This window comes from Bacteroidota bacterium (assembly GCA_035506275.1).
Taxonomy (GTDB): domain Bacteria; phylum Bacteroidota; class Ignavibacteria; order UBA10030; family UBA8401; genus JAGVPT01.
The window spans coordinates 54,362-68,826 of the sequence record DATJPT010000007.1 but is presented as its reverse complement, the minus strand read 5'-3'; the positions used below and the strand labels follow the sequence as shown (position 1 = coordinate 68,826).

Here is a 14,465-nt window from a genome sequence, read left to right as displayed (position 1 = left end):
TTTTGGGAATTCTACCGGGTATTCTAAGCCTAACGATTGCAGGCTGAGACAGACCGGAGGTTACCCAAACACACCAGCGAAAATTTCCAAAGTTAGACCCTAAAAAAAACGTAACCTCCGGAGGAAAACAGAAACTCCTTTGGATTTGCTGTACACATTTTCGCACATCATTCACAAAACCTGAGAACGGTTATGGCACAACAAAAAGAAACGGCCGCCCCCCTTCCCGCAAAATTAATGACGGGAGCTGAAATTTTTGTCCGCTCCTTAATTGAGGAGGGAGTCGAAATTGTCTTCGGATATCCTGGCGGTGCGGTCATCGGCATCTACGATGCTTTGCACGACATTTCTGATATCAAGCACATTTTGACCCGGCACGAGCAGGGGGCTGTACACGCCGCCGAAGGGTACGCGAAGGCAAGCGGTAAGCCCGGGGTGGCTCTCGTAACGTCGGGTCCCGGTGCGACGAATACCGTCACCGGTATTGCGGATGCCTACATGGACTCGGTGCCGATCATCGTTTTTACCGGTCAGGTCGCGCTTAAATTGATAGGAAACGACGCCTTCCAGGAAGCCGACATTGTCGGCATCACACGTCCTATCACGAAGCATAACTACCTCGTCCGCGATGTCAAGGAACTGGCGGCGACCATTAAAGAGGCGTTCTATGTTGCCACAACCGGCCGGCCGGGGCCGGTCCTCGTCGATCTGCCGAAGGATGTCATGGCGAGCAAGACCCATTTCGACTATCCGAAAAAGGTTTCACTCCGCTCATACAATCCGCACGTCGAAGGGCATATGAAGCAGCTTGAAAAAGCAGCGGCGCTCATCGCACGGTCGAAGCGGCCGGTGCTCTATGTCGGCGGCGGCGCGATTCTTTCGAACGCGTCCGATGAACTGAAGAGTTTTGCACGCAAGGCGCGGATCCCAGTGACGACGACACTCCACGGTCTCGGATCGTACCCCGAGAACGACGAACTCTCGATGGGAATGCTGGGCATGCACGGAACCTGGTACTCGAACACCGCGGTCCATTACTGCGACCTGCTGATCGCTGTCGGCGCCCGGTTCGACGACCGCGTTACCGGGAATCCTGACGCGTTCGCCGCCGAAGCGAAGAAGATCCATATCGACATCGATCCGACGGCGATCAGCAAGAACGTGAAAGTTGATGTCCCGATCGTCGGCGACGTGAAGAAGGTTTTGCAAAAATTGGGGCAGATGGTCGAGCCGCTTGACACGCGGGATTGGCTTCAGACGATCAAGCAATGGAAGGCCGAGCACCCGCTCCGCTACCGGAACGGAAAATTGATCCGCATGCAGTACGTCATTCAAAAGATCGGCGAAATCACCGACGGCAACGCGGTCATGATCAGCGACGTTGGCCAGCACCAGATGTGGACGGCGCAGTTCTTCAAGTATATCCACCCGCGAACGCACATCACCTCGGGGGGGTTGGGGACGATGGGATTTTCGCTCCCTGCTGCGATGGGGGCGGCGTTCGCGCGTAAAGATCTGCCGATCATTTCGGTGAGCGGGGACGGAGGCATCCAGATGAACATCCAGGAGATGGCAACGTGCGTTGAGCATAAGGTCCCGGTAAAGATCTTCATTCTCAATAACGGCTATCTGGGAATGGTGCGGCAGTGGCAAGAGCTGTTCTGGCGGAAGCGCTATTCGCACGTCGCGATGTACGGGCCCGATTTCGTGAAGCTCGCCGAGGCCTACGGCTGCCCCGGATACCGTGCGACGAACACCGGCGAGGTTGAGGATGTCATTCGCAAGGCCCTTTCGATAAAAGACGGGCCGGTGATCGTGGAGTTCAAAGTCGTTCCGGAAGACAACGTCTATCCGATGATCCCCGCCGGTCAGACCTACAACGAGATCATCGACGTCCCGGATGAAGAACTGTCGAATGTCAACGGAGAAGAGGCCGAGTCGGAGGAACTCATCACGCTGGTTAAAGGATAATGATCATGACACTTGTCGCTGAAAAAGAGGAAACGGCCGCACCCGAAGCCCGAAAGCATACGATCTCTCTTCTCGTCGAGAATAAGTTCGGAGCCTTCAACCGCATCGCGGGATTGTTCTCTGCGAAAGGATACAATATCGACAGCCTGACCGTCGGTCCGACTGAGGACGATTCGGTTTCGCGGATGACGATCGTAACGCAAGGGGACGACAACATCATCGAGCAGATCATCAAACAGCTCAACAAGCTCATCGACACGCTGAAGGTCATCGACTTGACGTACGAGAGCTACGTCGAACGCGATCTTGCGCTCATCAAGGTACAGACGACGCCCGAAACGCGGTCAGAGATCATGCAGATCGCGGAAATTTTCCGGGCAAAAATAATCGATATCAGTCCAAAGACAGTCACCGTTGAAGCTGTTGGGAGCCAGCAGAAGATCGATGCGATCATCAAAATGCTGAAACCCTTCGTCATCAAAGAGATGGCGCGCACCGGGAGAGTTGCTTTGAAACGTGAATTCCAAGGAGAAGTAGATTGAAGAAACCCTCGGACGAAACAGACCTCCGCAAAGACTTTCCGTTATACGATCCTCGCTTCGAGCACGACGCGTGCGGCACGGGGTTCGTTGCGGATATTTCCGGCGCGAAGAGCAACAAGATCCTCAAGCGGGCATTGAAGGCCGCCTGCAACGTCACACACCGCGGAGCCGTCGATGCGGACGCGCAGACGGGGGACGGGTCCGGGATCCTGACGCAGCTTCCTGCAAAATTCTTCTTCTCCGCGGTTCCGGAGCTGTCCTCGCAAATAAAAAGCGAGTCCGAGCTTGCGGTCGGAATGTTGTTCATGCCGCACACAACAGAGCATTCGTTCACGCCGTGCAAAACGATCGTCGAATCGGTCATTGAAAAACGGGAGCTCCGATTCCTGGGCTGGCGCATCGTGCCGACCGATTCTTCATACCTTGGCGACAAGGCCGCGGCAACACAGCCGAACATCCGTCAAATTCTGATCGGAAAACCGCAGCACCTGAACGCCGCGGAATTTGAGCGGGCGCTCTATATTACCCGGCGGGAGATAGAGCGGGAGATGAAGAAAGCGTCCATCGACAACTTTTACGCATCCTCGTTCTCAAGCCGGACCATCGTCTATAAAGGGCTGATTACCCCGCTGGCGCTCGACAGGTTTTACCTCGACCTGCAGTCCCCCGAGTACGAAACGGCGCTCGCGATCTTCCACCAGCGCTTCAGCACGAACACGTTTCCGCGGTGGGAGCTCGCACATCCGTTCCGCATGCTCGGACACAACGGCGAGATCAACACGATCCAGGGGAACAGAAACTGGACGAGGGCGCGCGAGGCCGAACTGGAATCGCCGTTCTGGAGGGACGACGTCGAATTCCTGAAGCCGATTCTCCAGCCGAATGCGAGCGACTCGGCGAACGTCGACAACGCTCTCGAAGCGCTGACGTTATCCGGAAGAGGAATACTTCATTCGATGCTGATGCTGGTCCCCGAGGCCTGGAGTTCCTCGCACCGGGTGGACCCTGCGGTCCGCGCATTCTTCGAATACCACGAGTGCTTCAGCGAGCCGTGGGATGGACCGGCCGCACTGATCTTCAGCGACGGCGTGACCGTCGCGGCATCGCTCGACCGCAACGGACTCCGTCCGTGCCGCTACAAGATTACGAGCGACGGATTGATCGTTGTCGGCTCCGAGGTCGGTCCCGTCGACATGGACGATGCGACCGTTGTGAAGAAGGGGAGGCTTGGACCCGGACAGATGATCGCGGTCGACACGGAGCGGGGTGTGCTGCTGAAGGACCTCGATATCAAGCGCGAACTCGCGGCCGAGCGGCCGTACGCAAAATGGGTGTCGGAAAATCTTGTGCGGATGCAGGAACATGTCCATCCGGCGCTTTCATCGAAAGTGCAGCTGACGCCCGAAGAAATTCTCCGCCTGCAGCTCTGCTTCGGCTACAGTTACGAAGAGCTCGGGCTCATTTTTCCGCCGATGATCGAGGAAGGGAAGGAGCCGGTCGGTTCGATGGGGGACGACGCGCCGCTCGCCGTTCTTTCGCGCCAGCCGAAATTGCTCTCTTCTTACTTCAAACAGCAATTCGCCCAGGTGACGAACCCGCCGATCGATCCGATCAGGGAAAAATTGGTGATGTCGCTGACGGGCAAACTCGGGCTCCGGCGAAACTGGTTCGGAGAGACGCCCGAGCATGCAAAGCAAGTTCAGATCAACAGTCCGTTCTTGTTCGACTATGAACTCGAGGCGCTCCGTTCGCTCGAAGACGAAGCGTTTCAGTCCGTAACCCTCACAACGCTGTTCCCGCTTTCAGAGGGATTGACCGGTGCGGAAAAAAGACTGGAAGAATTGTGCGCCGAAGCAGAGCGCGCCGCCGACGAAGGGAAATACCTTGTCGTGCTGAGCGACCGAGGGGTTGATGAAAAAAATGTTCCCCTCCCGATGCTGCTTGCGACCGGCGCGGTTCACAATCACCTGATCAGGAAGAACAAGCGTTTACGATTAAGCGTCGTGACCGAGACCGCCGAGCCGAGGGACATCCACCATTTCGCGACGCTCATCGGGTACGGCGTGAATGCGATCAACCCCTACCTCGCGTTGGAAACGATCCGCCGCCTCGTCGATGTCCGCGCCGACAAATCGCTCACGCTTGAAACGGCGTTCAAGAATTTCAAGGTTGCGGTCGAAAGCGGCATCCTGAAGATCATGTCGAAGATGGGAATCTCCCTGCTGGGAAGCTATCGCGGTGCTCAAATTTTCGAGGCGATCGGCGTCGGCAAGGAAGTGATCGATGCATACTTCACCAATACCCCTTCGCGGATCGGCGGCATCGGATTGAAAGAGATCATCGGCGAGGCGCTGACCCGGCATGCATCGGCCTACGGTCAGCCGGACGCGAAACTGACCGATCAGGGGATCTACCGCTTTAAGAAGACCGGCGAGCTGCACGCCTGGTCTCCGGATGCGCTGCGCGCAATGCAGCTGCTGAGAAAATCGGGAAGCCAGGAAGATTACAAACATCTCTCCCGCGCATTGAACGAGCACGATCCGGTTGCGCTGAAAGATCTGATGGCGTTCAAGTCGGGGAAACAGCCGATACCGTTGAGAGACGTAGAGCCTGCCGAAGACATCATGAAGCGATTCACCACGGCGGCGATGTCGCTCGGCTCCCTGTCTCCGGAAGCGCATGAGACCATCGCGATCGCGATGAACCGCATCGGGGGCAAGAGCAACACCGGGGAGGGCGGAGAAGATCCGTCCCGGTTCCGCGTCCGTCCCAACGGCGATTCTGCAAACAGCGCCATCAAACAAATTGCATCGGCGCGTTTCGGAGTGACGGCCGAATATCTTGTGAATGCAAAAGAAATCGAGATCAAGATGGCGCAGGGGTCGAAGCCGGGAGAAGGGGGGCAGCTTCCCGGACACAAAGTATCCGAATTGATCGCGCGGCTGCGGCGCGCGACGCCCGGCGTCCAATTGATCTCGCCCCCCCCGCACCACGACATTTATAGTATAGAAGACCTTGCGCAGCTGATCTACGATCTGAAGCAGGTCAACCCGCGCGCTAAGATCTGCGTGAAGCTTGTTTCGGAAGCCGGCGTCGGAACCATCGCAGCCGGCGTTGCGAAAGCTCATGCGGATGTCATCCTTATCAGCGGTCATGAAGGGGGAACGGGCGCATCGCCATTGAGTTCGGTGAAGAATTGCGGCAGCAGCTGGGAACTCGGCGTCGCCGAAGCCCAGCAGGTCCTCGTGCTGAACGGTCTGCGAAGCCGCGTCACGCTGCGGACCGACGGCGGGATGAAAACAGGGCGGGATATTGTGATCGGAGCGATGCTTGGCGCAGAACAATTTAATTTCGGCACGGCGACACTGATCGCGATCGGCTGCCGGTACGTGCGTCAATGCCATCTCAACACCTGCCCGGTCGGCATCGCGACGCAGGACGAGCAGCTCCGCACCCGCTTCGACGGCAAACCGGAAATGCTGATCAATTATTTTACGGCCGTGGCGAACGAAGTGCGGGAGATCCTGGCGTCACTCGGTTTCACGTCCGTCAACGAGGTCATCGGACGTACCGATCTGCTCACCCAGGTGAAGGTGGAGAATCATCCCAAGGCGAATACGGTCGACCTTTCCGCAATCCTCTCCCCGCGCGATACGCGAAGCAAACAACGCCAGCGGATCGAGCCCCGCAAGGAGAAATCCGACTCGCCTCTCGACGATACCATCCTTCTCGACGTAAAGGAATCGATCCGGGAGAAGAGTTCGGTCGTTAAGAATTACAAGATCAACAACACCAACCGTTCGGTCGGCACCAAGCTTGCCGGCGAGCTTGCGTACCTTTACGGGGACAAAGGATTGCCGGACGGGACGATCGAGCTCCGGTTCAACGGAAGCGCCGGTCAAAGCTTCGGCGCGTTCCTTGTGAACGGCATCCGGATGATCCTCGTCGGCGAAGCGAACGATTATGTCGGCAAAGGGATGTGCGGCGGGGAAATCACGATCATGCCCCCGTTCGGCAGGGCAACGGCAGCGCAGGACGTCATCATCGGTAATACCGTGTTGTACGGTGCCACGGGCGGCTCGCTCTATGCCAGCGGACGGGCTGGCGAGCGCTTCTGCGTGCGCAACAGCGGGGCGCTGGCGGTGGTTGAGGGAGTGGGCGATCACGGCTGCGAATACATGACGAACGGCACCGTCGTCGTCCTCGGCAGCACGGGGAAGAATTTCGGCGCCGGGATGACCGGAGGGGTTGCGTACGTCTTCGATGCCGACGGAAATTTCAAAGAGCGGTACAACAAACAGCTGATCGGCATCAGCCGTCTGGACAACGAGAAGGACATAAAATTTTTGCAGGCGACGATTTATCGCCATCTGGAGCAGACCGACAGCCAGCGAGCGCGTGAAATTTTGAACGGCTGGCAGGAATATTCCTACATGTTCTGGAAGGTGACGCCGTTCTCGAGCCAGCAGAAAATTTCCGAAGTGAACAAAGCGCTTGATGTATCAAAAGACCAGGATGTGGAAGCAACACTAGAACAGAAAAAATAAGGAAAAGGCAGCTACCTATGGCAACAATAAATTTCGGCGGAGTCAAAGAAGAAGTCGTTACCCGGGAAGAATTTCCGCTTTCAAAAGCAAAAGAAGTCTTGAAGAACGAAGTCGTCGCAATTCTCGGCTACGGTCCGCAGGGGTACGGACAATCGCTGAACATGCGCGATGCGGGCATCAATGTTGTCGTCGGCCAGCGGAAAGGGGGCAAGGGGTGGGACGACGCGTTGAAGGACGGCTGGGTGGAAGGGAAGAACCTTTTTTCGAAGATCGAAGAGGCCGTCGACAAAGCCACGATCATTCAATATCTCCTTTCCGACGCAGGGCAGAAAGAGCAGTGGCCGATCGTCAAGAAGCATCTGAAAAAGGGACAGGCGCTCTATTTTTCTCACGGCTTCTCGATCGTCTTTAAGGATCAGACGAACGTCATTCCGCCGTCCGACGTCGACGTGGTGCTTGTCGCGCCGAAGGGCTCGGGGAGAACTGTCCGCTCCAACTATCTTGCCGGAAGCGGCATCAACGCGAGCTTTGCCGTCTATCAGGATGCGACGGGGCACGCGCGCGAACGCGCGATTGCCTGCGGGATCGCCATCGGATCGGGTTATTTGTTCCCGACGACGTTCGAGAAGGAAGTGATCAGCGACCTCACGGGAGAGCGGGGCGTGTTGATGGGAGCGATCGCGGGAATTATGAAGGCACAGTACGACGTGCTTCGCGCGATGGGGCACACGCCGAGCGAAGCGTTCAACGAGACGGTCGAAGAAGCGACGCAGAGTCTGTATCCTCTCGTCGGCGCTCATGGGATGGACTGGATGTTCGCCGCATGCAGCACCACGGCTCAACGGGGAGCTCTCGATTGGTCGAAGAAATTCGAAGCGGTCAACAAACCACTGTTCGAGCTTTTATACCGGGATGTGCAACAAGGAGTCGAAACACGGAGAGTCCTTGAAACGTGCGGCGCTCCTGATTACCGCGAGAAGCTGACGAAGGAATTGGACGAGTGGAAGAACTCCGAAATGTGGAAAACCGGCGACGCCGTGCGAAGCCTGAGGCCGGAAAACTGGAAGAAGGGCAATTAGAAGCTATCTCAAAAATATGTCACTTCATCCTTCCCGACGGGCTTGCGACCCGCAGGGGCGTTGACGATGCTCTCTCCAGCTCTTCGAGTGGGATCGCTTACTCCCCGAAGGGGTCCTTTGGGGAGCAAGTGAGCGGAGCGAACGCGTCGAAGGGTCAATCTCATCTTATTTTTGAGATAGCTTCTCGTAATCAAGAATCAGAAATTAAAAACCTTATTACGGGAAGAAATTTTTAGATCATAAATTTTCAATTTTTCATCCTTCATCTTTAATTTTCTTTTCCGGGGCTTATCATGAATCAGAAGATCTTCACATACGACACGACCCTTCGCGATGGGACGCAGGGGGAAGAAGTGGCATTCTCCGCCGACGACAAGGTGAAGATCGCGAAGCGGCTTGATGCGTTCGGTATCGACTATATCGAAGGAGGCTGGCCGGGATCGAACCCGAAGGATATGGAGTTCTTTGAGCTGGCGAAGAAGGTTCGTTTCGCACATGCAAAGCTCGCCGCGTTCGGCAGCACGCGCCGCGCAAAGAACCCGGTGCATGAAGATGCCAATATCAAAGCGCTCCTCGATGCTCAAACGCCCGTCGTGACGATCTTCGGAAAAACTTGGCTCCTTCACGTGAAAGCCGCTCTCCAAATTTCCGATGTCGAGAACCTGGAGATCATCGAAGATACCGTCCGCTATCTCAAAAAGAACGGCAAAGAGATCGTCTACGACGCCGAGCATTTTTTTGACGGATATAAATCGGACAAAGGATACGCTCTCAAAACGCTGAACGCTGCCGAGAAGGCCGGCGCGGACGTGATCGTCCTCTGCGATACCAACGGCGGAACGCTTCCCGATGAACTTTCTTCCATCGTGCGGGAAGTGAAAGCCAAGGTGAAGTGTCCTCTCGGCATCCATACCCATAACGATTCGGAAGTTGCCGTTGCGAACACCATCGCCGCAATTCAGAACGGGTGCGTGCATGTGCAAGGGACAATCAACGGCTACGGCGAGCGGTGCGGCAATGCAAACCTCTGTTCGATCATTCCGAATTTGCAGTTGAAACTGCAGTATCGTTGCGTTGAAGATGAACAATTGAAAACACTGACGGAACTGTCGCATTACATCAGCGAGCTCGCAAACCTGACACACAGAAAAAGTCTTGCCTACGTCGGTGAGAGCGCCTTTGCGCATAAAGGGGGAGTGCATGTCAGCGCCGTGATGAAAACTCCGGAAACGTATGAGCATACGAAGCCGGAAAATGTCGGCAACGTCCGCCGCGTACTTGTCTCCGACCTGTCGGGACGGAGCAACGTTCTCTACAAGGCAAAGGAGCTCGGGATCGACATCGACGACAAGTCGCCGACCGTGCAGCACATCGTCGACGATCTCAAAGAGATGGAACATTACGGCTACCAGTACGAAGATGCCGAAGGGTCGTTCGAGCTCCTCGTAAAAAAAAGGACGAAAGAGTTCAAGGAATTCTTCGAGCTGGAAGGGTTCAAGGTCATTATTCACAAGGAATCATACGAAGCCCAGCCGCACTCGGAGGCTATCATCAAAGTGCGCGTGGGAGATAAGTCCGAACTTGCCGCTGCCGAGGGAAACGGGCCCGTGAACGCCCTGGACCAGGCTTTGCGGAAAGCGCTCGGGCGCTTCTATCCGCAACTGTCTCAGATCAAGCTCACCGACTACAAAGTGCGGGTGCTCGACAGCAAAAGCGCTACGGCGGCGAAGGTTCGCGTTCTGATCGAAACACAGAACGGCAGCGCTTCGTGGAACACGGTCGGCGTTTCGCCGGATGTCATCGAAGCAAGCTGGAAGGCGCTCGTCGACAGTTTGAGTTTTCATTTGTTGAAAAGTGAGAGATAAATTTTGATGTATAATTCGGGTTCATTCATTGAAATCCAGAACAGGAAACAGACAGCATGATCATCGTCATGAAACCCGGCGCGACGAAGGCCGAGTTCAACCACATTATTGAAAAAGTCAAGGAGTTCGGTTTTCAGCCGCATCCTATCGTAGGAACGGAACGAACGGTTATCGGGTGCATCGGCGACGAACGCGGGAAGACACGGCTGCAGTCGCTTGAAGTCGCTCCGGGCGTCGAAAGCGTGATGCCGATTTTGAAACCGTTCAAGCTCGCCAGCAAGGAGATGCGGAAGGAGAAAACGGTCGTCAAGGTGGGAAAGTATTCGGTCGGCGGTCCGCAGTTTGTGGTGATGGCGGGACCCTGCTCGGTCGAAACGCGGGAGCAGATTCTCAAGAGCGCCGAGGTGGTCAAGAAAGCCGGGGCGCAGGTGCTTCGCGGCGGCGCGTTCAAGCCGCGGACCTCGCCGTACAGTTTTCAAGGGTTGGAAGAAGAAGGATTGAAGCTCCTCGCTGAGGCGCGCGAGAAAACCGGAATGCCGTTCGTCACCGAGGTGATTACGCCGACGGACGTTCCGCTCGTGACGGAATACGCCGACATGCTGCAGATCGGCGCGCGCAACATGCAGAATTTCGCCCTGCTCAAAGAGGTCGGACGCATCAGGAAACCGGTCCTCCTGAAACGGGGTATGTCAAGCACGGTGAAGGAATTGCTGATGTCCGCGGAGTATATCATGTCGCAGGGAAATTATAACGTTGTCCTGTGCGAGCGGGGGATCCGGACGTTCGAGGACTACACACGCAATACGTGCGACCTCTCCGCCGTTCCCGCGCTGAAAGAACTGAGCCACTTGCCGGTGATCGTCGACCCGAGCCATGGAACGGGCGTGAGAAGTCTCATTCATCCGGTTTCGAAAGCGGCGGTCGCCGTCGGCGCGGACGGCTTGATCATTGAAGTACACCCAAATCCCGAAGAAGCATACTCTGACGGAGCGCAATCATTGATGCCGAAACAATTTGAAAAATTAATGGAAGACGTGAAGAAATATTTGCCGCTGGAGGGAAAGCATTTGTAGTTTAAAAGCAGAAGACAGGAGACAGAATACAGAAAGCAGTGAGCAGTAAGCAATAAACAGTAACAGAATGTCAGATTGTTTGTCTCCTGTCTCCTGTATTCTACTTATCATTTTCCACACTCTCGACAGTACACACAGAGGATACTATGAACAACAGAGTCTACATATTCGACACGACATTACGCGACGGCGAGCAGTCTCCCGGCTGCAGCATGAATTTTGAAGAAAAGATCCGCATGGCACGCCAACTTGAGCGATTACAAGTTGATGTCATCGAAGCGGGATTTCCTGTCGCCTCCGAAGGTGACTTCGAATCGGTACGGGAAATTGCCAAGCAGGTACGCGGCTGTTCGGTAGCAGCTTTGAGCAGAGCGACCACCGCCGATATCGACCGCGCCTGGCAGGCGATTCAGCACGCCGCAAGACCCCGCATCCACACTTTCATCGCAACCTCGGACATCCACCTTACCTACAAGCTTAAAAAAACCCGCGAGCAGGTTCTCGAAGATGCAGTAAATGCGGTCCGCCGCGCGAAATCGTACTGCGAGGACGTTGAATTTTCCTGCGAGGACGGTTCGCGCACGGACATCAATTATATCTGCCAGGTTCTTGAAGCGGTGATCGCCGAGGGGGCAACGGTCGTTAACATCCCCGACACGGTTGGGTACGCGATTCCCGATGAATACGGAAAAATGATCCGGACGATCATCGAGCGTGTGCCGAACATCGGCAAGGCGACCGTCAGCGTCCATTGCCACGACGACCTCGGTCTTGCCGTCGCCAACTCGCTTTCGGGAGTGCTCAACGGTGCGCGCCAGGTGGAATGTACGATCAACGGGATCGGCGAGAGAGCGGGCAACGCCTCGCTGGAAGAGATCGCGATGGCGATCCGTACGCGCCATGAGAAGATGGGCGTCCAAACGAATATCAATACGGAAGAGATTTTCAAGGCCAGCCGGCTCCTTACGACCCTCACCGGCATGCATATCCAGCGCAATAAAGCAGTGGTCGGCGAAAATGCCTTCGCGCACGAAGCGGGAATTCATCAAGACGGAATGCTGAAAAATTCCATCACCTACGAGATCATGACGCCTCAGAGCGTCGGCATCAAGCACAGCACGCTGGTGCTCGGCAAGCACTCGGGGCGCCATGCGTTGAAGCAGCGTTACATCGAACTCGGCTACGACTTGACGCAGGAGGAGCTTGACGATGTCTATAAGCTCTTCACGAAAATCGCCGACGAGAAGAAGGAGATCTTTGACGACGATCTCATCGCGATACTGCAGGACGAAATTTCTTCGATGAAATCCCTCTATACACTGGAGAACCTCCAGGTTACGAGCGGACTTAACGTCGTTCCGACGGCGATGGTAGGACTGAAGCGTAACGATGAAACGCTGCAGGACTCCGCGACCGGCGACGGTCCGGTCGACGCAGCGTACCGCGCGATCGAGCGGATCACCGGCATCAGCGGTCAATTGCTCGATTACTCGATCAAATCGGTCTCGTGGGGACACGACGCGATCGGCGAGGTCTTTGTGAAGATCGCGATCGACGGTTTTGTCTTCAACGGACGCTCAGCGAGCACCGACGTGATCACAGGAAGCGTAAAGGCGTATCTCAATGCCATCAACCATGCGGCGACGGCACGCTTCCGGCGGCAGCAGAATGCAGAGATGAAAGCGGAATCGGCAGCGGTTTGACAGCCAACAATCAACAATGAACAATGAACAAAATATAGGAAGGGCACGGCGACAGTCATGATAATTGTTGATTGTTAGCTGTTCATTGATACCATGGGCATGACGATTACAGAGAAGATTCTTGCAAAACACTCGGGGAAAAGGGAAGCGCACCCCGGAGACAACGTGTGGGTCGATGTCGACGTGCTGATGACGCACGACGTCTGCGGACCGGGTACCTTCGGGATCTTCAAACGGGAATTCGGCGCCGGTGCGAAGGTCTGGGACCGGGAGAAAGTTGTTGTGATCCCCGACCATTATATTTTCACCGCCGACACCCATGCGCACCGGAACGTCGACATCCTCCGCGATTTTGTGAAGGAGCAGAACCTTCCGCATTTCTTCGACGTTCATACTCCCCGCTATAAAGGGGTCTGTCACATCGCGATGCCCGAGGAAGGATTCACGCGCCCGGGAGAAGTCCTGTTCGGGACCGATTCTCACACCTGCACTGCCGGAGCGTTCGGGGAATTTGCGACCGGCATCGGCAACACCGATGCGGCGTTCATTCTCGGCACCGGAAAATTATGGGTGAAAGTTCCGGAAACGATGAAGTTCATTTTCGAAGGAGAGCTTCCGCCGTACCTGATGGCGAAGGACCTGATCCTTGCCGTGATCGGAAAGATCGGCGTCGACGGTGCAACGTACCGCGCAATGGATTTCGCCGGCGACACGATCGACCGGATGGATATGGAAGCGCGGATGACCCTGTGCAACATGGTGATCGAGGCCGGCGGGAAAAACGGCGTGTGCGCTCCCGACAAGACGACGACGGATTTCGTCAGCGCCCGCTCGAAAGTGAAATTCGAGACCGTCTTCAACGACGGCGATGCGAAGTTCCACAGCATCCACAAATTCAACGTTAAAGAGATCGAACCGCTTGTCGCCAAACCGCATTCGCCCGACAATAAGGCGAAGGTGAGCGAGGTGGCGGGAACAAAGCTCGACCGCGCCTACATCGGGTCGTGCACCGGAGGGAGGATCACCGATTTCATCGCGGCGGCTGAAACGATGTACGGCGAGAAGGTCAAGATCGATACGTTCATCGTCCCGGCGACGACCGAGGTTGCCCGTTTGATGAAGGCGACCAAAGTGAAGGACAAGACCGTCTGGCAGGTGCTTGAAGACGCGGGATGCAGGATCGGCGACGCATCGTGCGCCGCATGTCTCGGCGGACCGTCCGATACCTTCGGCCGGTTGAACGGCGTCGAGGTCTGCATCTCCTCGACGAACAGAAATTTTCCGGGAAGGATGGGCTCGAAGAAATCGCAGGTCTATCTGGCCTCGCCGTATACCGTTGCGGCCTCTGCGCTTACGGGCGTCATCACGCACCCGAAGCAATTCTTCAACTGATGGATCGTGGATGACCGTTGTGCTGTAGGCGGAACCTTACATAGGCTGGACAGCGGAATTATTCATACTCAGGCTGACGTACGCCTGAGTTTTGTTTTTCATTTTCTCCCGTTCATTTTTAATTTTCACGGCGCTTTGTCCCTATGTCGCCCCGACCAGAGCAAGGTCAAAATTAAAAATGCAAAGGGTAACATTAAAGTACTGGATTCCAAATTCATCCGTTTTGATCTTTCACCTTAATTTTTCCTTTTTCCCTTTTAATTCTTAATTATCTCATCGTTCATCCCGTACAT

8 protein-coding genes are annotated in these 14,465 nt (G+C 55.6%); all 8 read left to right on the top strand.

The window, feature by feature from the left end; translation table 11 throughout:
* The first annotated feature begins 192 nt into the window (after positions 1 to 192).
* The 8 genes from ilvB to VMF88_05140 all read left to right on the top strand — a co-directional run bounded on the left by ilvB (position 193) and on the right by VMF88_05140 (position 14,172).
* Complete coding sequence (gene ilvB / locus VMF88_05175) at positions 193 to 1,971, top strand: biosynthetic-type acetolactate synthase large subunit (GenBank protein ID HTY10443.1); 1,779 nt, start codon at positions 193 to 195, stop codon at positions 1,969 to 1,971.
* A gap of 5 nt (positions 1,972 to 1,976) precedes the next feature.
* A complete protein-coding gene (gene ilvN, locus VMF88_05170; protein ID HTY10442.1) occupies positions 1,977 to 2,513 on the top strand; it encodes an acetolactate synthase small subunit in 537 nt (178 codons plus the stop codon).
* Complete coding sequence (gene gltB, locus VMF88_05165; GenBank protein HTY10441.1) at positions 2,510 to 7,060, top strand: glutamate synthase large subunit; 4,551 nt, start codon at positions 2,510 to 2,512, stop codon at positions 7,058 to 7,060. Before ilvN ends, gltB begins: the two co-directional genes overlap by 4 nt.
* Positions 7,061 to 7,077: 17 nt before the next feature.
* Positions 7,078 to 8,139 (top strand): ketol-acid reductoisomerase, encoded by a 1,062-nt coding sequence (gene ilvC, locus VMF88_05160; protein HTY10440.1) that lies wholly within the window; start codon positions 7,078 to 7,080, stop codon positions 8,137 to 8,139.
* Positions 8,140 to 8,432: 293 nt separating this feature from the next.
* Positions 8,433 to 10,004, top strand: a complete 1,572-nt coding sequence (gene cimA, locus VMF88_05155; protein HTY10439.1) for a citramalate synthase — start codon at positions 8,433 to 8,435, stop codon at positions 10,002 to 10,004.
* A gap of 56 nt (positions 10,005 to 10,060) precedes the next feature.
* Positions 10,061 to 11,077: a 3-deoxy-7-phosphoheptulonate synthase gene (aroF, locus tag VMF88_05150; protein ID HTY10438.1), complete on the top strand. Its 1,017-nt coding sequence runs from the start codon at positions 10,061 to 10,063 to the stop codon at positions 11,075 to 11,077.
* A gap of 146 nt (positions 11,078 to 11,223) precedes the next feature.
* Entirely contained in the window at positions 11,224 to 12,780 is a 1,557-nt protein-coding gene (locus tag VMF88_05145) for a 2-isopropylmalate synthase (protein ID HTY10437.1), read from the top strand.
* 93 nt (positions 12,781 to 12,873) lie between these two features.
* Positions 12,874 to 14,172 carry a 3-isopropylmalate dehydratase large subunit gene (locus VMF88_05140; protein HTY10436.1) on the top strand — a complete coding sequence of 433 codons (1,299 nt, stop codon included), beginning with the start codon at positions 12,874 to 12,876 and terminating at the stop codon, positions 14,170 to 14,172.
* Positions 14,173 to 14,465: the final 293 nt, after the last annotated feature.